This is a genomic window from Gimesia alba, assembly GCF_007744675.1.
GTDB lineage: Bacteria > Planctomycetota > Planctomycetia > Planctomycetales > Planctomycetaceae > Gimesia > Gimesia alba.
On sequence record NZ_CP036269.1, the window covers coordinates 1,112,048 to 1,133,003 of the forward strand.

Sequence of the window (20,956 nt, forward strand, 5' to 3'; positions counted from 1 at the left end):
CCTATCACTAAGAATGACTGTCTTAGCCTTATTCTCAATTTTGGAAATTTCGTGTTTGCTTTGATGCGTTCCGCTTAGTCAATTGTATGGAGAGAAAAATGCATCAAAATAAATCTGTTCGGCTACTGGTTTCTATTCTTCTGTTCGTTTTTTTCTCAGGTATCGATGTCAGTGCGCAGGAAGGGTTTGAATCTCCGTTGGGATTCATGGTCATTAATAAAGCAGTCGTGGAGATTGAGAACAAAAGCGATCCGGAATTGCGAATATTGAGTGTTGGTAAAATAACCTTTGATCGCATGTGTGTTAAACAATATTCACTCTCTACACTGACCAGCCTGGAAGTTGTTGGAGGTTCGTGGCAGACCAGATTCACGGAAGCGGGCGCGTTTCGGGCCGATGCTTCATTCTGGCAAGAAATCAATCCAGCGCACAAACTAGAATCGTTGATTCTGAAGAATTGTCAGCTGGGTCCCGAGGTCGATTGGGAAAATATTTCTAGAGAACTGCCCCGATTGAAAAATGTCCAGTTTGCATTCAGCCCGAATACAGAAGCCTGGGACGGTCTAGGAAATCTAAAAACTTTTCCCGAATTGGAAACGCTGGGATTAGATACGCATGATTTTTCCCAATGGAAATTCCAATTCCTGTCTTCCCTCCCACATTTAAAAAAACTGATGATTGGAGGCTACTTCGGTCGTCATAGGGTGACCCAATCCTGCCCCAGGCTAATGCAGGCTCTTGAAATTCAAGCAGGACTGAAAGTTCTGGAGCTCCACAAATTCACTCTGGATGAGTTGGCTCTCAAGTCACTTTCCGCAATGCCTGACCTGAAGGAGTTGCGTCTGTTTGGTTGTGCATTGGATGTCAGCAATCTGAAGTATCTAGCGAGAATCCAAAATCTAAAACAGCTTACGATTTCAAATTGCTCAATGAGAGGCGAGCTGTCTCTTCTCAAGGATGACTCTGATTTTTTCCAGGGTTTTTCACAGCTGGAATCCCTGAAGGTGGTGGCCCGGAGTGGTTTACCGCTGAACCGTTTTAAGAATCTTCAGAAATTAGATTCGCTGTATTTGATTGATGGTGCTCTGTCTGCTGAAGAATTAAATAGGATCGAATGCAGTCGTTTGGAAACTCTGGATCTTTCTCATCTGGGATTTGTCGTCACTGATGAGAAGCTGGCTCCACTGTTCAAAAGAAATCGAATTGGATCACTTAGGTTTTTTCTGTGTGATCTGGACGGTCCGGAAATTGAAAAAATTTCTGCTCGCCCCGAGTTGCGCAGACTGGAACTAGACAGCCTGCACTCGATTGATAATCAGGCAGTTTCCTTTTCTCCTCAGTCTCAAATCACTCATCTGGAGTTGGGCGGTATGTCGGAACCACCCGGACTGGAAGAGATAGCGCGTCTCAAAAAACTGAAATCGTTAAAACTGCACGGAGATCATTACCCTCTGCAGAAGCTGATGCTCTTGGACAAATTGGAAACGTTTCAGACCTTGGTTCTGGATGGATGTCAGTTAAATATTCAGGACTTTCGTTCTATTTCAAAGTTAAGGCGATTAAAGCGATTGAGTCTTCCGCATTGTAAAATCTCCAGTAATGATCTGCATGAACTTGGAAAATTGGATCATCTGAAACTGCTCGATCTACGAAACACTCATATAAAGTCATCTAGTTCTCAGGACACGCTGGCAACCTTCGTAAATTTGTCGAAACGACTTCCTTCCAACTGCACGATCAGCTTGAGTCTGGATCTGAGTCAGCAGGCCGAAGAGAATGCTTTGTTGAAAAAAATGAATAGTGAATGAAACAACTCGGAGGTGAGTCACCTCAGAAACGATCTCTACAGATCGAATCAAATCAATTATTTATTTTACCGCACCTGTCCCAGCATTCTGCGGGCGGCTTGTCCCAGCATCACGGTATCGACGCCGACGGTGATCAGGGTGAAGCCTTTTTCGATGTAGGGTTTGACGGCGTCGACGGTGACGCCGAAAATGCCCAGCGGGATGTTATTGCTTTGACACGCTTCAGTCACGTGCTGAATCGCGCCGGTTACTTCGGGGTGATCGATTTCGCCGATCCGCTTCAGGCTGGCGGAAAGATCGTAAGGGCCGATCAGGACGGCATCGACGCCCGGGACTTTGACGGTCTCTTCGATTGAATTCACGGCGTCAATGTGTTCGGCCTGAACGACGACTGTGATTTCTTCGTTTGCTTTCGCCAGATAGTCATCAAAGGTGAAGCCGTAACCGTGGGCGCGGCCCAGACCGACGCCGCGGGTTCCTTCCGGGGAGTAACGGGACCAGGAAACGATGTTTGCTGCCTGTTCTGCAGAGTTGACCTGCGGGGCAATAATCCCGGCGGCACCCAGATCGAGCGCTTTCTTGATCGAGACTTCTTCGGGAGCAGGCAGCCGCACCAAGCTGGGCAACTTGTGGCTGACGCGGCCGACAATCGCCTGCAGATCCGCCGGTGCAAATGTGCTGTGCTCGGCGTCGAGGAACAACCAGTCGTAACCGACGTCCGACAGAACCTCAGCCGCTTCCGGGCAGGAGAGAGTGACCATGGGGGAAATCAGCAGTTCACCTTGTTTCAGTTTCGAGCGGAAGTTGTGTGTCACGGGGCAGTCCTCAAAAATATTGGTGTGGGAACGAGTGATCTAATCCGGGTTGGAGAACAATCTGGTGGATAAGATTGTTTCTGCTGTCAGTGTGCGGTATTCTGAAATGAACGTGTTACCTTCGATCATTTCATTCAGATACCGGAAAATAACCGATGTTCAACCCCGTTTTTACTTTGCGATCCAGGCTGTTTGTGTTTTTATTAACATGCTTCATCGTAGCTCCCCTTTGGGCGAAAGACAAGAATACCGAACCGACAAACGCCGCCGAAGCCGCGGCGAAGAAAGCGCAGCAGGAAGCCGAGATCAATAAAAAGTTTGCAGCCTGGAAAGCGACACTCTCACCAGAACAGCAGGCCTGGGAAACGGTTTTGGAAGAAAATCTGGGTGGTTTTTATTTGCCGATCTATAAAAAGCAGAAAGTAACTGGCCGCGTGACTGCCTGGGATTATGTCGCCGACGATCCGAAACTGCCGCGCGTGCTGTTAATTGGGGACTCCGTCTCGCGGGGTTACACACAAGCCGCACGGAAGTCGCTGACTGGTAAAGCAAACGTGCATCGAGCCCCGGCCAATTGTGGGCCGACGGCGACCGGATTGAAGAAACTGGATGTCTGGCTCGGGGACGGCAACTGGGATCTGATTCACTTCAACTTCGGCATTCATGACCGTAAAACTCCCGTTGCCGACTATGAGAAACGGCTGGAAGAAATTGTGAAACGTCTGAAGAAAACCGGTGCCAAACTGGTCTGGGCCAGCAGCACGCCGATACCGTCTGACTGGAAAGAAGGACCGCAGATCAAGACCTTACTCGAAGAAAAGAATGCAATCGCGGCCCGCGTCATGAAACGCAATGGTGTGGAAATTGATGATCTGTTTACGTTCATTACGCCACATCTGGCAGAAACACAGAACCCCAAAGACGTGCATTTCAACGGCAAAGGTTATGACATGCTGGGAAAAGAAGTGGCGAAGCAGATCGAGAGTTCGCTGAAACAGAATTAGGGAGTGCGCAAGATTTCAATATCGGTTCTGTAAACGTTTGACAAAATGAGCGGAATGGCGCTAGCCACCGTTTGTGTGAACCGCAACGTTTATCAAAAACGGCGGCTAGGTCGTGTTTCTTAATTCGAGTGCCTCTTTGCAAATGGAAGGAACCGGGGCTAACGCCCTGCGGCTAATTAGTCATTCCGCCTGGGAAATCACCAAAAACCGGATCAGCCGCACGGCGTTAGCCGCGGTTAATACCGATCTCGGTAAGGTTACAATCATGAGAATCACACTCAAAACCAATAAATAAACACTACCTGGCGCCATACCGCTCACAGGTTGGATTGTTTCAGCAAAATTGCTATGACAACAGCCAGTAACCGATGCCGGCGATCAGGCAGATGCCGATGAGGACTGAGGCGGCGATGACCAGGTTTTTGTGTTTGCCTTTCGCTGCGTACTGGTTGGGAGAGGCGACGCGGAAATGGTAATTTCCGGCGAGCGTGAGTGTATTACCGGGGAAAATGATCTGTTCCTGAATGCGTCTGCCATCGACTTCGGTGCCGTTTTTGCTGTTCAGATCTGAGACGATCCAGCCGGTATTTTCAAAATGGAAGGCACAGTGTTCGCCCGAGATACCAGGCTGGTTAAATTGAATATCGCAGCCGGCATTGCGGCCCAAGACCACACGTTGTTGGGTAATAGGGAAGCGTTGTTTGTCATCGATTGAAATGATTTCGATGGGCTGGATTTCTTCGCTGATCGCGTCGGTTGCCTGTTGAGCCATCAAATCGGTCGATTCTGCGGGCACGCTATGACGCAGGATACCGCTTTTGGATATATCCGATTCGCCACGCGTCAAGCGTTCGATGCCTTCTGTTTTTTGCTGCGCCATTTCAGCAACATGACTGGCGGTGGCAATCCGGGATGAGAGTTGTGGCTTAACGATGCTCGACTGGGCGATGGCACTGCGGGCTTTGGCTTCACGTACCCGCTGTGACACAATTTTATTGAAACGGAACTCGACTGGCGTTCGTTTCGCGAAGGGTTTTAAAGCCGCGGCGACGTCTTGCATGGACTGAAATCGGTCTGCGGGTTGTTTGGCCATCATTTTTTCTACAATCGCGACCACTTCCATAGGAACTTTGGGGGCGATTTCGCTGACTGGTCGGGGCGTCTGTTCGCGATGGGCCTGGATCTTCTGAGCCGCGGTCCCTTTGGGGAAAGGAAGTTTGCCCGTCAGCAGAAAATACATTGTGCAGCCGAGGGAGTACACATCGGTTCGCGCATCCACGGACTGCCCATCCCTGGATTGTTCGGGGGCGATATATTCGGGTGTGCCAACACAGCCGTGGCCAAAGATCATGGCCAGCGAAAATTCGGCCTCAGGATTATCTTTGAGTAATGCGAGGCCGAAGTCGAGAACTTTGACCAGTCCTTGAGAATCGATGATTAAGTTTTCCGGTTTCAGATCGCGGTGCACGATCTCGGCTTCGTGTGCCTTGTGCAGACCAAGGGCTGCCTGCAAGATGACATCGCAGACCTGGGGGGTAGGCAGTGACTTCTGCTTAAGCAGCACCAGCTCCAGCAGGCTGATGCCTTTGACAAATTCCATCGCGATATAACAGATGGCGCCTGTGTCATCATAGTTGATGGTGTGTACGACGTGGGGATGCTGCAAGCGGGCGCCGGCGGTGGCTTCGAGTTTGAGCCGCGTCAACATGCCTGCATCGTTGCGGCATTTATCATTCAAAACTTTCAAGGCCACCGGGACAGTGGTGTCCACGTCCTCTGCCAGATACAGGCTGCCCATGCCGCCGAAACCGAGAACTTCCAGAACTTTATAGCGATCAATAAAGAAGCCCCGGGTACGGCCCGAGAGCAGACGTTCGCCCTGGTAGCGAGTGAGGACTTTTTCTGTGACCAGTTTTTGGGCTACCTGCTTGGGAGACTCCGCTTCTTCCAGCTTAAACTTGTCTACAAGTGCGCGGACCTCTTCCCCGGAGAGTAATTTACTCTCCTGTAGCAAATCAAGAAACGCTTCAACATCACGTGGTTTAGACATAACACACTGTTGTGAGAAATGATTTTAAGAACATGCTGCATTATATCCATGTGCAGTTCATTTTGGTAGCGGCTGTGAGAACAGACAAAAAGTGGTGCACTGAATCTGTGATCAAACAGGGATTGGTTTCAGGGTTCTTTTTCTTGACAGAAGTGTCTGAAGGTCTCTATATTGGATAAGTATGTCCGGAAATATTCAAGGTACGCAGGAGAGTTGGCAACCATGTTTTTGAATTTGCGTTTACCCCGTTTGTTGATCTTGTCCGTCTGTGTCGCTGGAGTACTTACGGCGGTCGGGTTTGCCGCGGAGGGGGTGAAAGAGGAAAAAACACGTACCGAGAAAGAGGAGGGGCCGAAAGAGGCTCCCAAAACCATATCCGTTGATGCAGCGCGCGAACAGGCACGATTGCTACATGACGCTCTGCATTCGACGTTGCTGATTGTGCATCGGAAGTATTATCGTGAGGATGAAAAGTTGCCGATTCCGTCCAGTGTGCTGGATGATGTGTTTGAGGAAATGCAGCGGACGCGGAACATCAAATTCCGCTGGATTTCGGTGAATGCGGAAGCGATGAATATTGATCATGAACCGAAAACCGAATTTGAGAAACAGGCGGCCGAAGCGCTTTCTTCGGGTAAGAAAGAGTTTGAGCAGGTCGAAAAAGGGATCTACCGGCATGTGGGAACAATCAAGCTGCCTTCTCAATGTCTCAAATGTCATATGCCAAACCGCCGCAGCACCGCGACGCGTTTTGCCGGCCTGATTATCTCGCTGCCGGTGAGCGAGAAATAAGACGCGCTGCCCGAACAGAACCTGCTCTCAGTATTATTGCACAGGAATGTTTTCGGATGTGAGTCGAGGGTGCAGAACATGTGCGTTTTCTGGTATGATTGAGGGCTGATTCGTTTCTTTCTAGTTCGGGGAATGTAATGAGTGGAATCATCGGTCATACGATGTATGCAATACTGGCGGGCAAGGCGGCTGTGCAGAAGAAGCTGCCGATTGTCTCTGTGATCAATCAGCACTATGCCAGTTATCTGGCGGGCGCGTATATGGGTTGTGATATTCAGATCATGCCGGAAGCGGTTTGCGTCGACACCGGTCAGGAAGTCGGCTTTGGGACCGCGCCACTGGAACGCAGTCCGTTGACGGGCGGCGAAGTGAAGCCGTGGTCTTTGCAATTTGGAGACCGGGCGTATCGCCCTCGGGAAATCCACCACCTGTTTTATGGGCGGGCGCATGTGGTGTTTGGATGGCAGCCGGCAGAGCGAAAATACATGGTGCCCTGGGACCACCTGCCGGACTATGCGGCGATGGTGTTTCAAGATGCGAAAGATATGTATGGCCCCGGCGAACGCAAGCTGGCGTATCTGTTTGGCTGGTTGGCGCATATTGTGGGTGACAGCCTGATTAAATCAGTCCAGCCGGGGATTTCACTGGATCTGTTAGGGGGGAAATACACGCCGAAGAATCGACCGATTCAGGATCTGGTGACTTTTCACGAAGTCGGGCGGAAGGAATTGCGTCTGGACTGGGCCAGTCTGTTGAGTGATCTGGCAGAGACGCCGGTCGAACCGGTGCAGTTGCATTACATGCGTGTGGGACAGCCGCGCGGCATGTTAGCCGCTGATTTTCCCGATGCGTGGGCGCCACAGCATGAGCCGCTTTTGTTGCGCGTGCTGGCCGAGAACCGCCGCTATCAGAAAATACGCAATCCGCGGCTGATAAAAAAATATGCGCTGAAGCAAAAAGGGACGAGTTGGATTTGTGACGAAGAACTGAGCCGCACGACGGGGGGGCTCTCGTACGCGGAAATGGTGGAAGTTGCGGACAAAGCAAATCTGCGACACGCACTCTGGGATATGGGCGAAGCGATTGCCGGATTATTCGAACAGGTCGTTGAGCGCGTCCCTTATCTGCAAAGCTTGCCGGATACAACGGTTCCTGGCTGGGATGAGATTACGGTTCGCTGGAAAACGAAATCGTAGCTGTTGTTTGCAGGCCAGTGACCTGGCTTATTGATTTGCGGTCTTCTTTTTGTTGGCTTCGTATTTGGCGATCCATTTTTCCGGATTGGCATCAAAGGCTTTGCGACAGCCGCTGCAACAGACCCAATACGATTTTCCCTGATAGGTGACTTGTGAAGTTCCCAGCCCTCCAGAGATCACGCAGGTCTTTTCGCCGTAATCGGAATCACTTTTGGCAAAGGAGGTTCCTTTGCGGCGCGTGTTGATAGTGTCGATGCGGGCATAACTGTCGCCGCGCAGATCGTAAATTTCAAACATGTAGCGATCATTGTTCTGTTGGTTGAGAATAATCTGTGCATGTTTATTTTCGTCCGCCGGTTGGACCATCGACAGACTCAACTTGTAGGTGGAGTGCATGATGTTGGGATCATCATCGCCGGGTACTTTTTTAAGGGGGACGGAAAAATTACCTTCGTAGATTCGTTTCTTCCCCGCTTTGTCAGTGAGCGTTAACTGATACTTCTGTTTGTCTGTGAGGTAGGTCAAGCGTGCGTTTTCATAATAGCGGCTTTTGTCGGCGTTCATCACGAGCGCGGGTTGAGCCGGATCGGTTTGCAGATCCCAGACCCAGCCGAGTGTTTCCACGGAACTGAAGCCGCCAATTTTCTTGAATGTGGTGCCCCCCCATTCGCCGAGCATAATCTGTAGCGGTTTGAGTGCCTCAAGCACGTTGTCGAATTTTTGTTCGTCGGGTACGTTGGATCCTGTTGTCGTACTGGTGGTTGAATTGCCGCCAAGTGTGATGGGTTGGAAGCGACGGGCTGGCTTGGCTTTCTTTGTATTCGAGTCACTGGCCAGATCGCCTTCCATTTCGAGTGCATCGGCTGAGCCCAGATCGACGCCGCCTCCCCCGAGATCAACGGTGACTTCTTCGGGCGCATTTTGTGCGTCCGAAGAGTCGGAACTGCAGCCGGCGCAGAACATCAGGGACAAAGTTGAAACGATGACAGAAAAAGTGTGCCTGAAATACATAGAAGATCGCTCCCAAACATGGAACAGGTTTGCGCATTAAAATCGCGTCTGGTTTTACTGGTGAAACTCAAACGTTTTATTTGTAAAACAGTATAACAGTCTGTTCACGTTTCTGTCACGGTGAATTCAGATATGAAAAAATGTCTGCATTCCAGCGGAGGTCCTTTGTGTCTCGTCAGGATCAAGAGTACAATCGTTCGCTCAACGTTTTATAAAGCGCGTAATTCGATTAGAAGTGAGGGCCGTGCCATGAGCACCACACCGTCGAACGACACAGAGTCAATGGAAGTTGACCCTGTCTTTTTACACTCGAAACGCGAGGCCTGGATTATTCTGGGCTTATGGGTAGTCGCGTTATTGTGGGCAGTCCCCTATTGTTACATGAATGGTTATCAGACAGGCCTGGATCCTGAAACTGTTGAAACCACCATGGGGATTCCCAGCTGGGTCTTCTGGGGAATCGCCTTTCCCTGGCTGGTGGCTGATGTCTTCACAATCTGGTTCTGCCTGTTCTATATGAAAGAGGACGACCTCGGAGTAGCTCACGAAGGTGAAGATCTCGCAGAAGAGATTGCAGAGATGCACGCAAAACAAGATGAAGCAGCTGCCGGGGGGGATGAGTCTTGAATTTTCTATCTGATACCACGAACAGTCTACCGCTTGTGCTGGGAGCAGAAGGTTCCAATGCGGCACTGGTCTCATTCCTGATTTATACGGCGGCTGTCTTTGTGCTGGCCGCTTTATCGAATCGCCTGCTGAAAAGTAAAAGCTTCCTGAGCGAATACTTTCTGGGAAGCCGTGGATTGGGCGTATGGGCATTTGCGTTGACGTTTGCCGCGACCAGCAGTTCCGGCGGGAGCTTTACCGGATTTCCCTCTAAGATTTATACCCATGGTTGGATTCTGGCGCTGTGGATTGGCAGTTATATGGTCGTGCCTATCTGTACGATGGGCCTGATCGGTAAACGGCTGAACCAAGTGGCACGGCGTTCGGGGTCGATCACGGTGCCGGATGTGATTCGCGATCGATTTCATAGTCAAATGCTCGGATTGATGGCCGTTTCTCTGATCGTGTTTTTTATGTCGATCAATCTGGTCGCACAATTCAAAGCGGGCAGTCTTATCTTGCAGACGCTGCTGGATGGAGTGACTGTATTTGAAAGCACTGCAGGCAGCCTGGCGAATGCCGTCTCGGGGATTCCTTATTTAAACAGTGCGGAGAGTCCAGAATATCTGCTGTGCCTGTTAGTCTTCGGTATCGCAGTGATTCTCTATACAACGTATGGCGGTTTTCATGCCGTGGTCTGGACCGATGTGATGCAGGGGATTGTGATGGTGATTGGTGTGATCATCATGCTGCCTCTGGCGATTTCTCAGTCAGGAGGTCTGGAAAACACGACCAGGTTAATGGCGAAGATGACGCCGCCACGAATCTCCGATTCGGAAAAGGGGGGGGTCACGCTGACCTTGGACAAACCCCGCGAGGAGTTACTGCGCATTGATTCGGGCACCTGGATCACCGACAAACCGATTCCGGACTCGAAAGTGCCCCTGTTATTTCGCGTGACGCGTGCTACTCAGATTCCTGCAGGTGAGACGACAGTGAATGAGGTCAAGGTTCTGCAATTGACAACACTGGATGATATCGAGCGCATTCTAGCACGCAGGGAGAGTGAAGAATTCCTGGAGGGAGTCCGTGTTTCGAACATTGATTTAAAAGCATATGCCTACGGAGAAGAGGGGAGCCAGCAGGGGACCTATGTTGTAGGTCCGGGACCCAGTCCGAGCAGTTCCAGCGGTTTTTTGCCTTTGAGCCTGGCGATTTCCTTCTTCTTTATGTGGGCGATTTCGGGAACCGGTCAGCCGGCCAACATGGTGCGGTTGATGGCATTTCGCGATACCAAAACGCTGCAGCGTTCGATTTGTACGGTCGCCATTTATTATACGTTGATCTATTTTCCGCTCGTTTTGATCTTCTGTTGTGCCCGGGTCCTATTGCCGGGGATGGAAGGCGATCCGGACAGTATCATGCCGAAAATGGCGGTCTTGCTGACCGATAATATCCAGATGGGCTGGCTGGCAGGTCTGTTAGTGGCCGCACCGTTTGCTGCGGTGATGTCGACCGTGGACAGTTTCCTGTTACTGATCTCTTCCGCCTGGGTTCGCGATGTCTATCAGCGGAATTTGAATCCGGAAGCAAGTGAACGATCGATTAAACTGTTAAGCTATCTGGTCACGTTTGTTGTGGGAACCGCGGCGATGATCGTGGCGATTAACCCGCCGAAGTTTTTGCAGGATATTATTGTCTATGTGGGCAGTGGTCTGGCCGCGAGCTTCCTGGCACCAATTGTTTACGGTCTGTATTGGAGACGCGTGAATGCCGCCGGTGCGATGGGGGCGATGCTGGGCGGGTTCTCTGTGCATCTGGCAATGTATGTCACCGGCTTTTTTGTGAATGGCAGCTTCTTCAAGCCGTATCAGTTATTTAACTTTGATCCGATCATCATCGGACTGTCTGTTTCGTTCATCTCCGGTTTTGTGGTCACCAAGCTGACTGCCCCACCTTCCGATGAACTGGTACAAAAATATTTTTACACGACCAAAGCCAAATCCTGATTTCGGCTTTGTCATTGAAACACACTTTCATCAGAGGATCATGCTATGGAATATATCGATGCACATTCGCATGTCTGGACTCCTGATATTAAAAAATATCCATTGGCGCCAGGGTACAAGGTCTCTGATATGCAGCCCCCCAGTTTTACTGCGGAAGAGCTGCAGGCACAGATGATGACCGTTGGCGTGAACCGGGTGGTGTTGATCCAGATGTCCTTCTACGGATTTGATAACAGCTACATGCTGGATTGCATGGCCAAGTATCCGGGTATGTTTTCGGGCGTGGCAGTCATCAATCAGAATGGAGATAATCCGACACCGGAGATGCTCGCGCTGAAAAAGAAAGGCGTGCGTGGCTTCCGAATCGCTCCCAAAACCAAAAAAGTGGATGAGTGGCTGGACGGTGACTGCATGGAACAGATGTGGAAAACCGGAGCCAAAGAAGGCATGGCGATGTGCTGTCTGATGAATCCTGACGGCCTGCCCGCACTGGATAAGATGTGCCAGAAGCATCGGGATACGACCGTAGTGATTGACCATCTCGCCAGAATCGGCGTCACAGGTGAGATCGATCCGAAAGAAGTCGATCTGTTGTGCAAGATGTCTAAACATCCGAATGTGTATGTGAAAGTGTCCGCCTTTTATGCGTTGGGTAAGAAGAAGATGCCGTATCATGATCTGTTGCCGCTGATCAAAAAAGTGTATCAGGCGTTTGGCGCCAATCGCCTGATGTGGGCTACCGATTGTCCCTATCAGGTCCAAGGCGATCATTCCTATCAGGCATCAATCGGATTGATCCAGAACGGCTTGCCGTTTCTGTCCGCGAATGACAAAGAGTGGATTCTGGAAAAGACGGCGGAAAACGTATTCTTCCAGGGTATTTAATTTTTAAACGAGTAATTCAGGTCCTCTCATGGATGCATGTTATCAGATAGACGATACGAGTCAGATTATTTCGCCGGGAATGATTATTTTTAAGGATCTGCTCGAAGACAATTTGCGGAAGATGATCGAGTTGGTCGGCGATCCCGCTCGCTTACGCCCGCATTGCAAAACGCATAAAATGCGTGAAATCATTCAGCTGGAACTTTCGCTGGGAATCGTCAAGCACAAGGCGGCTACATTTGCAGAAGCAGAAATGCTGGCGGAGGCAGGCGTCAAAGATATCTGTCTGGCTTATAACCTGGTGGGGCCGAACATTGCACGGGCCGTTGAGTTCCGCAAACGCTGGCCCGATGTGTCGCTACAGGTCACGGCCGATCATCCAACGCCAATCGAACAGTTGGGCGAAGCGATGACGGCGGCTGGAGTCGAGATCGAAGTTCTGCTCGATTTGAATACCGGGCAGAATCGAACCGGACTGGAACCGGGGCCAGCTGCGGTCGAATTATATCAGATGATTGCGAATACGCCGGGTCTGATTGCCGCGGGACTGCACGTGTATGACGGCCAGAATCATCAGGTTGATTTTCAGGAACGTGAAACCGCGGTGCTGGCTGTGTGGAACGATGTGAGTCAGCTTCGCGATCAGTTGATTACCGAAGGCCTGAAGGTGCCCCGGATTGTGGCAGGCGCGACTGGTTCATTCCCGATTTTCGCCAAAATTGATGATCCAGACATCGAAGTCTGCCCGGGAACCTGCGTGCTGCATGACGTGGGTTACGGTGAATTGTTTCCCGATCTGAAGTTCACCCCCGCCGCATTGATTTTAACACGCGTGATCAGTCGACCCGGGCCGGATCGCATTACCTTTGATTTAGGCTACAAGGCGATTGCCTCTGACCCGGCGATGGAAAATCGCTGCCGGTTTCCCGATCTGCCGGATGCGAAAGCCGTATTACAGAATGAAGAACATCTGGTTGTGATGAGCCAGCGGGCGAACGAATTTCAACCAGGCGATGAACTACTGGCGATCCCCCGCCACGTCTGCCCCACTTCCGCCTTGCATAAATCGGTTACGGTGGTCAGTGGCGGGAAGGTCGTCGACCATTGGAACGTGGCTGCCCGCGATCGGTTCATCTCCGTCTAATCTTCGGCTTCCAAGTATTTCATCACTTAAATCACAGTAAGGCGCGGACGGTCTTTCCGCGAAGAAAATTTCGAACATGGCAGAGCTACGACAACAAACGGGAATTCCAGAACTGGATGAAATGCTCTCAGGAGGTTTATTGCCTGGCAAGTTGACGGTGGTGCTGGGCGCGACCGGCATTGGCAAAACGCAGCTGGGACTGCAGTTCGCACAAGCGGGTTTGCAGCAGGAAGGGCAAGCCGGGATTCTGTTCGATATGGCGACCCGCGGTGATTCTCAAAGTCACAGCGACTATGCGGAGCGATTGTTTCAGTGGAAGCTGCGAGAACAGCTTGTTGATGCGCCGTTCGATCTGGATCAAATCTGGGATGCGGATCTGGCGCGGAAAGATTATCAGCATCTGTTTCGTCAAAGCGGCCGCAGAGTGACCCGGCGTGATATGGAACTGGATGAGTGGAAAGAATGGAAGTTGGAGTTCGTCAAAAAACTGGCCGCCGCGATTGCCTATTTCTACGCCAATTTTGTGCACGGAGTCCGGCGGACGGTGATTGACGGGATTGAGCCGACAGACCGCGCCAGCGATTCGTTTCAGTTCCATGCCTTTGAATATGTGTACCACCAGATTTTACGCAAAGAATACGACTGGGTGGCCCGTGATCTGTTTCGGGCACAGTTTCGCAGTCATCAAGCCGAGGTCGAGCAGCACCGCTACGATTTTCAGCAGATCGGCTGCCTGTTGTTGCTGACGACGCACGAAGTGATGCTGGATGATTTAATTCAGCGTCCGATCGAAAGTGGCGATGTCTTATCCAACGCCAACACGATTATTCTGATGGGAAAAATCCGGGAGGGGAACCGGATGAGCCGTGCGCTGCACATTGCCAAACATCGGGGCAGTCCCGTCGATGAATCGCTCGTGCCTTATGAGATTCAGGAGTCGGGACTTCAGCTTCTGAAATAAACAGCGCTGGCAGTTTGGGTTGGGAGGGATTTCACTCTAGTCTGTTTTTGGTCCTGCTCCGCTATAATCGGCCTGATCGTTTTTTCTGGAAGAGTCGCATCAGAGAATCATGAAATTGGTTTTCGAAGTTCAATTTAAGACCGTGCCTGCTTTTTCTCAAAGATAGATTTGCTTGGATGATCCTGTTGGAACGGTAATCATCGGGTTTTCTAACTGAGAAACGATAGCAACAACAAAAAGAGGACGGTCATGATAGTAGATAGTCGAGTAGACCCCATTGATCTTGCTGATGCATTTGTACAACGTTTGGACCGATTACATTCTGCTCCGAAAGTCGCTCAACAGGTTTTGCAGTTAACGCGCGATCCCAACAGTAACATTGATGATATTGTGAAATGTATCGAGCATGATCCGGGCCTGGCTGCCAAAATTCTGCAGGTCGTGAATTCATCCAAGTATGGTGTTGCCCGGCAGATCACAAGTATCAAGCATGGCGTTTCCTATCTGGGAAAAGACGCGATTCGGATGTTGACGATCAGCTTTTCGATGGTGGAGTCGCTGACGAAACGAAGTAAAGGCCGCATTTTTTGTGACTATTGGCAACGTGCGTTGACGATTGCTTCGATCTCCTCGTATCTGGCCGATCACCATAAGTGTCTGAAAAAGGACGAAGCTTACACGGCAGGTTTATTAGCCGATGTGGGGATCCTGGTGTTTTCACAAGTCGAGCGCGAACAATACAGCCTGATTTATGAGAGTTATCCGCACGGCGAAGCACTGATCAAAGGAGAACGGCAGTATTTTGGTTTTGATCATGCATTACTCGGGGCACGCCTGCTCGATCACTGGGATATTCCGGTAGAAATCGTGACCGCCGTCGAAAATCATCATGGTACAAATCAACATGGCTGTCCGCTGGGAGTTGCACTGCGAACAGGTACGCTGCTGGCTGGATCATTATGGAATATCTCTTCGACTGAGTATCTGGAAGCCGAAGATATCCTGGTTTCATTTTTCGATCTCGATGAAGAGCAGATCGAGAAATTAATTGCAGATTGTAAGCAAGATATTGCAGAGAGTGCCGAGTTCTTCGGAGTCAATCTGGAAGGCTGAGAAACCATTACCTCTTCTTTTTCTTCTTCCCGGTTTCTGTTTCGTAAGCCTGTTTGATCGCCTGGATCAATTCGGTCTCGGTGTAGATGTAGCGAGTCGGTTTATTAAACCCCTTGCCCGTCTTCGCTTGAGACAGATATTTTCCGAGATTCTTTCCCCCTTTGGTGGTTGTCATGTATTCAATCATCGTAAAGCCGCCTGGGGAATTGATGAAGTCTCGGATATTTCGTTTGCCATACGGCATGACCAGCAGGCGATCCAGTCGATCATAGCCTCCCGGCATACGGGAAACGCGGCGCATGAACTTGATTCCCTTGGGGGTACTCAATTGTCTGGACAGGTAATCCGTTTCCGGATGGATTCGTTTCAGGATGTCTTTTTCTGCTTTGACGGTCCAGCCCGCTTTCTGGAGCTGTCTGAACAGAGGTTTGATTTTATTGCGCGTCAGGAAATCGCCTGACTGGTAACCTTTCCAGCCCGTGAAGTAATTCTGGGTGATGGTGAGCACCTCTTCCAGGGGAGGGATTTTCTTGGAATCGGGAGTCTCGGGGACGATTTCAGGTAAAGCTGCCTTGTTCTTTGCTTTAGGTTCGGCTGAGAAGGCTGGCGTCGTCAGAATCAGAATGGAAAACAGGATTCCGCAAAATCGCTGATTGAGAAAGTATGACATCAGTGGGTGCACTCCTGAAGAAAGACAAAGCAGGAAAAGAATGAGTCCTTTCGATGTATATCGACCAGATTCTTGCCTCGTCCCAAAACGAAATGCATGATCGATTTGCTGAACCGTCTATCATAAGTTTACCCTCCTGTTGCAAAATGCGCCGTTTTTTTGTCGCAAATGTGTATCATCTTGCGTTATAGACTTGTGTGAGTTCAAATTAGGCAGTTTTGTGGCAATAGAAGAGAGACAAGGTTATTTCAGGAGACTTTAAGGGTTATGATAAATTTTTTAATTTTTCTGAATTTTCTGCCAACTGGAACTTAGTTTGCTGCGTATAATTGTCAACGAGATGGATGTAACTCGTAAACTCTAGAATGAGACAGGGCCGGTTAAATTTTTTCAAAGGAATGTACCCCGAAGAAAGGAGTCCATCAATGTTAGTACTGACGAGACGCAAGGATGAAGAAATCCTGATTAACGGAAACATCTCTATTAAAGTGCTATCAGTAAAGGGAAACCGAGTTCGCTTGGGAGTGGAAGCGCCTGACGACGTGCAGGTGAATCGAGCCGAGATCCAAAAGTTTCTGGGTCAGTTTGAGGTCGATCTCGAGAAAAAGCCCGAGTGCGTTCCCGTTCAAAGTTGTGGTTTCTAAGCAATCACCCAGGTTGCTGAACTAACACCTTGGTCGCTGATTGACCAGTTCGTCTTTTTTCAGATGGCTGGATTTTTCAGGGATGAATGGTCTGTTCTTTGTTTTCCTGCATTACTAAATGTAGCATGAACGTCCTTTACCTACCCCGCCAAACGACCCCGTTTACCAGGTCGGCCGATCATGGCCCCCGAGCACGATCATTTGATTAATCGAAGCCAGCAGTGCTTGCTCATCAAGTAAGCCAGAATAGATTGTTTTCTATCCCTTGGATGTGAAAATAGGATATTTGGTCTAGATTTTCCGATTAAGTTAAAGATACCTGTTAAAGAGATCCGATAGATAGATGGGGGGAAGTGTCTATTGAAACTCTTTGTTCTCGTTGCGATCAGATTGAGAAGTCGGTAGCAGCGGTTCAAGTCAGGTATCACGATGATTTACGGCATGTACCTCTCAGCTCAAGGAGCCGAAGCAAATTCGGTCCGGCTCGATGTGCTCTCAAACAATATGGCAAATGCAAACACGACATCCTTTAAGCGTGATGTTCCGTTGTTTCGCATGAACCCTCCTCGTGATGAGAAGGAGGGGAACCTGAGTCCATTGCCCGGTGATTTAGAAAATCACACCGGCGGCATTTCTCTAGAAGCCATTACTACGGACTTTCAGAACGGTTCCTTGATCCCCACCGAAGGCGAATTTGACATCGCATTGAAAGGGCAGGGGTTCTTCCAGGTTGGCAACAGACAAGAATCATTTCTGACTCGCAACGGGGCGTTGACGATTGACGCTGACCGTCGGCTTGTGACGGCCGATCAGGGTTTGCCCATTCTTGCCAAAGATGGAAATCCGATCGAGATCCCTGCCGATGCGGTGCATGTAGGAATTTCGACGGATGGACTTGTCACTCCCTTTGCCAAGGATGGGCAATCGTTGGGGCCTGTTGGTCAGTTGGCGGTGATGATGCCTTCCTCGCTCGATAGTTTAGTCAAAATGGGGAACAGTCTTTACACAACAGAGGGGCGTGTTGAGCCATCAAAAGCACCGGTCAATATTTCACAGGGTTTTCTGGAAGCATCAGGCACGAACTCGGTCGAAGAGATGATGGAATTAGTCAGTACTTCTCGGATGTTTGAATCTAATATCAACATGATCAAGTTACAGGATGAATCTTTGGGACGTTTATTACAGAGTATGCCGCGTCGCTAGGAAAGCATTTTAGAATAGAAAGTGAACCTGTTGTAATCAGTAACACAGGTTGTGGGAGTAAGGAGACTACCAATGGCAATCAGAGCCCTTTATACCAGTGCATCCGGAATGGCCGTCAATGATTTCAATCTTGATACGATTGCGAATAATCTGGCCAACGCAGGAACGACTGCATATAAGCAGAGTCGGGCGAATTTTGAAGACATTTTCTATGAACACTTTAAATTACCAGGCTTGCAGGACAACCAGGGAAATCTCACTCCCACCGGAATCAGTCTTGGTCTGGGAGCCCGGGTTCAGAGTACCGAAGGGGACTTCAGCCAGGGTTCGATTTTGCCGACTGATGGTACGTATGATATGGCGATCGTCGGCGACGGCTTTTTTCAGGTGAACGACGGCACGCAAACTCTCTACACCCGTGCCGGAAATTTTACACTGAATGCAAATGGCAATATTGTGATGGCGTCTGCGGATACGGGCTATCTTCTGGAACCGAATATTTCGATTCCACAGGACGCGATTAATGTTTCGATCTCCGGAGATGGCGTCGTCAGCTATCAACAGCAGGGTTCGCCCCAGATTCAGATTGCCGGCAATCTTCAGATTGCCAGATTTATCAATAATCAAGGCCTCCTGCGTCAGGGAGATAACCTGTTTGCAGAAACAACCGCGTCTGGGAATCCGCAGGTCGGAAATCCAGGAACAGAAGGACGCGGACTGATACGTCAGGGTTTTCTGGAACAATCCAATGTGGAGCCAGTTCGAGAATTAGTGGAACTGATCAAAACACAAAGAAATTTTGAATTGAACAGTCAGGTGGTTCAGGCCGCCGACCAGGCGTTACAAACTGTTGCTAACTTGCGCCGGTTCTAAACTGAGTTCAACGATTTATCACTAACACAAAGTTTATTTTTATGTTTCGCCTTGGGATTAATTCGTGTTTGAGTTGTTTGCTGGTCATCTGCTGTCTGAGCAGAGGAGGCGAGCTGAATGCGGAGATTTTACGTCTGAAGGCGGCAGCTGTTGTTGATTCACCGATTGTACGTCTGGGTGATGTTGCCGATGTTCTGAACGCGGATCCGGAACAGGCTGCTCGTATGGAACAGATGACCTTGTTGCCCGCGCCATCAAAGGGACGAACCCGTGTGATTACCGTTTCCGAAATTCGCGGTCGGTTGCAGGCCTTGGGTGTGGATCTCAGTCGGCTGGAACTGACTGGAAAAAGCCAGGTACGAGTGACTTTGAAAGAGGCGACCCCAACGGTTTCTCAGAATCCTGTTGCCACACAACAGACCATACAGAAAGCAGAAGCGAAAGTACAACAGGCGCTCTCCGAGTGGATCAAGGTATATTATCCCGATGCGAGTGCCTTTACGGTTACCGTGCGCGTTCAGCCTGCGGATGCCTCTCTGATTCTTGCGAATCGAGCCGATTCATTCCGTTTTCCAGGACTGAACCGGTTTGCGGACACGGAACAGATTGTCGGCATGAATTTGATCGATGCTCAGGGGACTGCCCGGCTGGTACGTCTCTTCTGCCGGATCCAAAATGTACCGGAAATTCTGGCAGCCAAATATTCCTTGAATAAAGGGACCGTGATTCGTGCGGATGATCTGATGTGGGTCAGGCCTGAGAAAAACCAGACAGGCATTACCGATCCCCGGCTGGTCATCGGTCGGGAGTTGACGCGAACCGTGCACCAGTCAAATGTGATGCGGAGCCAGGATCTGATGGAGGTGCCTCTGATTCGAGACGGTGCCATCGTAACGGTTTATGCACGACGTGGCGGGATCAGTGTCAAAAGAGAAATGCGAGCACGCGGCACAGGGGGAATGGGTGATTCAATCACACTGATTGCTCTGGAAGGCCGCGATCGATTGACGGCAACCGTCACCGGGTACAATCAGGCTGAGGTGAATTATCGGCCCGCGAGTGAAGTCCAACGTTCAGCAGGGATTCAATTCATTTCCGGTACTGCAGAACCCACCGGTTCTATTCAACGCACCGGTGGGGTCCGCAATGCAAGGGGACCAGCGATTCGAAGAGGGGGAATTCGAAGATGAAATGGCACACGAAAAAATGGCAGTCTCTCAGAGAGATGCAGGGAAACAGTGAGCGAATCTGCCAGCAGCAAGGGTTGTTGGCAGTATTACGGGAGGCGATTTCCCTGGGATGTATCGTATTGTTTTGTTCTTCGGTAGCTCAAGCACAGTCTCCAGCAGTGCAAGGAGCAGTACAGGCAAATCCAAACACGACAATTCGATCATCCCAGGGTACTTCCGCCGCCAATGACTCACAGCAAATAAAATCACCTCAAATCAAGCGACAAAGGCGAACAGAACGAGTGGCGGCCCAGGTGGATGAGTTCGGCTTTTCAGCCGAACCCTTGAGACTGACTTCGTCTCTGGCAAACACGTTTGGTCAGGGAGACTTATATACGAACTCTCCCAAGCCACCACTGATTCGAGATTATTCTCTGATTTATGTACCAGCGCCGGAACCCATTGTCGTGAAAGTTCACGATATTATTTCGATTCTGGTTGATGAAAAATCGAGTGTGACTGTGGATTCCCGTTTTAACCGGAATCGTACAGAAACATTAAAAGCCGAGTTAAAAGAGTTCATGCGAATTAATGAAATGGGGAACCTGGCACCAGCCGCCTTGGACAGTCCCAAGATCGATACTCAGCTTCAGGGACGACTGCAAAGTACAGGGCAGTTAGCAGACCGTGAAGGGATTCAGTATCGGATTGCTGCGATTGTGGTTGATATTCGGCCTAACGGGAATCTGATTCTGGAAGCTCGCAAGAGCATTCGTACCAATCGCGATGTGTGGGAGTATCGTTTGACGGGGGAAATTCGCAGTAAAGATGTGAACCGTGACAACACTGCCTTAAGTGAAAATATTGCGAACCTGAATATTGAAAAACACCAGAGGGGCAAAGTTTATCAGAGTACGAAGCGACCGTGGGGAGTTGTTCTGTACGACTGGTTCTTTCCCTTTTAATCCAATGTCCTTATGTTGATCTGCCTCGGGAAGGTATT

19 protein-coding genes are annotated in these 20,956 nt (G+C 49.9%); 15 read left to right on the forward strand and 4 right to left on the reverse strand.

From position 1 onward, the window contains the following. The first annotated feature begins 98 nt into the window (after positions 1–98). Positions 99–1,808: a leucine-rich repeat domain-containing protein gene (locus Pan241w_RS04245; protein ID WP_145211438.1), complete on the forward strand. Its 1,710-nt coding sequence runs from the start codon at positions 99–101 to the stop codon at positions 1,806–1,808. Between the two features lie 65 nt (positions 1,809–1,873). On the opposite strand, the gene Pan241w_RS04250 is transcribed toward Pan241w_RS04245, so the two are convergent. After that, a complete protein-coding gene (locus tag Pan241w_RS04250) occupies positions 1,874–2,623 on the reverse strand; it encodes an HpcH/HpaI aldolase family protein (RefSeq protein WP_145211441.1) in 750 nt (249 codons plus the stop codon). 155 nt (positions 2,624–2,778) lie between these two features. On the opposite strand from Pan241w_RS04250, the gene Pan241w_RS04255 reads away from it, so the two are divergent. Then, positions 2,779–3,627 carry an SGNH/GDSL hydrolase family protein gene (locus Pan241w_RS04255; protein ID WP_145211444.1) on the forward strand — a complete coding sequence of 283 codons (849 nt, stop codon included), beginning with the start codon at positions 2,779–2,781 and terminating at the stop codon, positions 3,625–3,627. Between the two features lie 346 nt (positions 3,628–3,973). Here the strand turns inward: Pan241w_RS04255 and Pan241w_RS04260 are convergent, their stop codons facing one another. Continuing rightward, entirely contained in the window at positions 3,974–5,677 is a 1,704-nt protein-coding gene (locus Pan241w_RS04260) for an FHA domain-containing serine/threonine-protein kinase (protein WP_145211447.1), read from the reverse strand. Between the two features lie 222 nt (positions 5,678–5,899). Here Pan241w_RS04260 and Pan241w_RS04265 point away from each other — a divergent pair, with 222 nt between their 5' ends. Both Pan241w_RS04265 and Pan241w_RS04270 read left to right on the forward strand, forming a co-directional pair. After that, positions 5,900–6,469 carry a c-type heme family protein gene (locus tag Pan241w_RS04265; protein ID WP_145211450.1) on the forward strand — a complete coding sequence of 190 codons (570 nt, stop codon included), beginning with the start codon at positions 5,900–5,902 and terminating at the stop codon, positions 6,467–6,469. A gap of 137 nt (positions 6,470–6,606) precedes the next feature. Further along, complete coding sequence (locus Pan241w_RS04270; protein ID WP_145211452.1) at positions 6,607–7,665, forward strand: hypothetical protein; 1,059 nt, start codon at positions 6,607–6,609, stop codon at positions 7,663–7,665. 27 nt (positions 7,666–7,692) lie between these two features. Here Pan241w_RS04270 and Pan241w_RS04275 read toward each other — a convergent pair whose 3' ends face one another. Then, positions 7,693–8,676, reverse strand: a complete 984-nt coding sequence (locus Pan241w_RS04275; protein WP_145211455.1) for a hypothetical protein — start codon at positions 8,674–8,676, stop codon at positions 7,693–7,695. Between the two features lie 249 nt (positions 8,677–8,925). Here Pan241w_RS04275 and Pan241w_RS04280 point away from each other — a divergent pair, with 249 nt between their 5' ends. From Pan241w_RS04280 to Pan241w_RS04305, 6 genes are all read left to right on the forward strand, one after another. Further along, complete coding sequence (locus Pan241w_RS04280) at positions 8,926–9,303, forward strand: hypothetical protein (RefSeq protein WP_145211458.1); 378 nt, start codon at positions 8,926–8,928, stop codon at positions 9,301–9,303. Beyond that, positions 9,300–11,291 carry a sodium:solute symporter family transporter gene (locus tag Pan241w_RS04285; protein WP_145211461.1) on the forward strand — a complete coding sequence of 664 codons (1,992 nt, stop codon included), beginning with the start codon at positions 9,300–9,302 and terminating at the stop codon, positions 11,289–11,291. Before Pan241w_RS04280 ends, Pan241w_RS04285 begins: the two co-directional genes overlap by 4 nt. Positions 11,292–11,336: 45 nt before the next feature. After that, positions 11,337–12,176: an amidohydrolase family protein gene (locus tag Pan241w_RS04290; protein ID WP_145211464.1), complete on the forward strand. Its 840-nt coding sequence runs from the start codon at positions 11,337–11,339 to the stop codon at positions 12,174–12,176. A gap of 28 nt (positions 12,177–12,204) precedes the next feature. Then, the gene (locus tag Pan241w_RS04295; protein WP_145211467.1) at positions 12,205–13,320 is read left to right on the forward strand and encodes a D-TA family PLP-dependent enzyme; all 1,116 of its coding nucleotides are present in this window, start codon (positions 12,205–12,207) and stop codon (positions 13,318–13,320) included. Positions 13,321–13,396: 76 nt separating this feature from the next. Then, on the forward strand, positions 13,397–14,281 hold the full coding sequence (locus Pan241w_RS04300; protein WP_145211470.1) for an RAD55 family ATPase: 885 nt from the start codon (positions 13,397–13,399) through the stop codon (positions 14,279–14,281). A gap of 249 nt (positions 14,282–14,530) precedes the next feature. Beyond that, positions 14,531–15,394 carry an HDOD domain-containing protein gene (locus Pan241w_RS04305; protein ID WP_145211473.1) on the forward strand — a complete coding sequence of 288 codons (864 nt, stop codon included), beginning with the start codon at positions 14,531–14,533 and terminating at the stop codon, positions 15,392–15,394. A 7-nt stretch (positions 15,395–15,401) separates the two neighbouring features. Here Pan241w_RS04305 and Pan241w_RS04310 read toward each other — a convergent pair whose 3' ends face one another. Further along, positions 15,402–16,064, reverse strand: coding sequence for a hypothetical protein (locus Pan241w_RS04310; RefSeq protein ID WP_145211476.1), 663 nt, complete (start codon positions 16,062–16,064; stop codon positions 15,402–15,404). A gap of 425 nt (positions 16,065–16,489) precedes the next feature. On the opposite strand from Pan241w_RS04310, the gene csrA reads away from it, so the two are divergent. The 5 genes from csrA (at position 16,490) to Pan241w_RS04335 (ending at position 20,918) form a co-directional block, all read left to right on the forward strand. After that, complete coding sequence (gene csrA / locus Pan241w_RS04315) at positions 16,490–16,708, forward strand: carbon storage regulator CsrA (RefSeq protein ID WP_145211479.1); 219 nt, start codon at positions 16,490–16,492, stop codon at positions 16,706–16,708. A 429-nt stretch (positions 16,709–17,137) separates the two neighbouring features. Beyond that, a complete protein-coding gene (locus tag Pan241w_RS04320) occupies positions 17,138–17,911 on the forward strand; it encodes a flagellar hook-basal body protein (RefSeq protein WP_145211482.1) in 774 nt (257 codons plus the stop codon). A gap of 72 nt (positions 17,912–17,983) precedes the next feature. Further along, the gene (gene flgG, locus Pan241w_RS04325) at positions 17,984–18,784 is read left to right on the forward strand and encodes a flagellar basal-body rod protein FlgG (protein WP_145211485.1); all 801 of its coding nucleotides are present in this window, start codon (positions 17,984–17,986) and stop codon (positions 18,782–18,784) included. A gap of 68 nt (positions 18,785–18,852) precedes the next feature. Continuing rightward, complete coding sequence (gene flgA, locus Pan241w_RS04330; protein WP_198000319.1) at positions 18,853–19,974, forward strand: flagellar basal body P-ring formation chaperone FlgA; 1,122 nt, start codon at positions 18,853–18,855, stop codon at positions 19,972–19,974. Then, a complete protein-coding gene (locus Pan241w_RS04335; protein WP_145211491.1) occupies positions 19,971–20,918 on the forward strand; it encodes a flagellar basal body L-ring protein FlgH in 948 nt (315 codons plus the stop codon). Before flgA ends, Pan241w_RS04335 begins: the two co-directional genes overlap by 4 nt. Positions 20,919–20,956: the final 38 nt, after the last annotated feature.

Coding starts and splice junctions, on each gene's coding strand:
- Pan241w_RS04245 (WP_145211438.1), top strand. CDS start 99: ATGCATCAAAATAAATCTGTTCGGCTACTGGTTTCTATTCTTCTGTTC.
- Pan241w_RS04255 (WP_145211444.1), top strand. CDS start 2,779: ATGTTCAACCCCGTTTTTACTTTGCGATCCAGGCTGTTTGTGTTTTTA.
- Pan241w_RS04260 (WP_145211447.1), bottom strand. CDS start 5,677: ATGTCTAAACCACGTGATGTTGAAGCGTTTCTTGATTTGCTACAGGAG.
- Pan241w_RS04265 (WP_145211450.1), top strand. CDS start 5,900: ATGTTTTTGAATTTGCGTTTACCCCGTTTGTTGATCTTGTCCGTCTGT.
- Pan241w_RS04270 (WP_145211452.1), top strand. CDS start 6,607: ATGAGTGGAATCATCGGTCATACGATGTATGCAATACTGGCGGGCAAG.
- Pan241w_RS04275 (WP_145211455.1), bottom strand. CDS start 8,676: ATGTATTTCAGGCACACTTTTTCTGTCATCGTTTCAACTTTGTCCCTG.
- Pan241w_RS04280 (WP_145211458.1), top strand. CDS start 8,926: ATGAGCACCACACCGTCGAACGACACAGAGTCAATGGAAGTTGACCCT.
- Pan241w_RS04290 (WP_145211464.1), top strand. CDS start 11,337: ATGGAATATATCGATGCACATTCGCATGTCTGGACTCCTGATATTAAA.
- Pan241w_RS04295 (WP_145211467.1), top strand. CDS start 12,205: ATGGATGCATGTTATCAGATAGACGATACGAGTCAGATTATTTCGCCG.
- Pan241w_RS04300 (WP_145211470.1), top strand. CDS start 13,397: ATGGCAGAGCTACGACAACAAACGGGAATTCCAGAACTGGATGAAATG.
- Pan241w_RS04305 (WP_145211473.1), top strand. CDS start 14,531: ATGATAGTAGATAGTCGAGTAGACCCCATTGATCTTGCTGATGCATTT.
- Pan241w_RS04310 (WP_145211476.1), bottom strand. CDS start 16,064: ATGTCATACTTTCTCAATCAGCGATTTTGCGGAATCCTGTTTTCCATT.
- csrA (WP_145211479.1), top strand. CDS start 16,490: ATGTTAGTACTGACGAGACGCAAGGATGAAGAAATCCTGATTAACGGA.
- Pan241w_RS04320 (WP_145211482.1), top strand. CDS start 17,138: ATGATTTACGGCATGTACCTCTCAGCTCAAGGAGCCGAAGCAAATTCG.
- flgG (WP_145211485.1), top strand. CDS start 17,984: ATGGCAATCAGAGCCCTTTATACCAGTGCATCCGGAATGGCCGTCAAT.
- Pan241w_RS04335 (WP_145211491.1), top strand. CDS start 19,971: ATGAAATGGCACACGAAAAAATGGCAGTCTCTCAGAGAGATGCAGGGA.